The organism is Pseudomonas sp. SDO524_S393, from assembly GCF_054071875.1.
The window spans coordinates 1-588 of the sequence record NZ_JBSVVZ010000160.1 but is presented as its reverse complement, the minus strand read 5'-3'; the positions used below and the strand labels follow the sequence as shown (position 1 = coordinate 588).

Annotated in this window: 1 protein-coding gene; it reads left to right on the top strand. The window is 65.6% G+C overall.

From position 1 onward, the window contains the following. Positions 1 to 588: condensation domain-containing protein (locus tag ACW9IB_RS29475; RefSeq protein WP_457416843.1), on the top strand; the 588-nt coding region annotated here is incomplete at both ends.

The window sequence follows — 588 nt, the reverse complement described above, 5'->3', positions numbered from 1 at the left end:
GCGTCGGCCTTGACGACAACTTCTTCGAACTGGGCGGGCACTCGCTGTTGGCCACCCAGGTCATCTCGCGCACCCGCCACGGCCTGGGGCTCGATGTGGGCTTGAAGGCCCTGTTCGATCAGCCGGTGCTCGGGGCATTCGTGCAGGCATTGAGCGGTGCACGCCTTGAACACAGCCGCATCGAGCGTGTCGAGCGCGGCCAGCCGTTGGTGCTGTCCTATGCCCAGGAGCGCCAGTGGTTCCTCTGGCAATTGGACCCGCACAGCGCCGCTTACCATATCCCCAGCGCCTTGCGCCTCAAGGGCGCGCTGGACCGCGACGCCTTGCAGCGCGCCTTCGACACCTTGCTGGCGCGCCACGAAAGCCTGCGCACCCATCTGCAACAGGACGGCGACCGCACCGTCCAGGTGATCAGTGCCCGGGCGCGTATCGAGGTGGTGTCGTTTGATGCCAGCGAAGCCCACTTGAAGGCTCAGGTCGAGGCACAGATCACTCAGCCGTTCGATCTGCGCCAGGGCCCGCTGATGCGCGTCAGCCTGTTGCGCCTGGCCGAAGACGAGCATGTGTTGGTGCTGGTGCAGCACCATA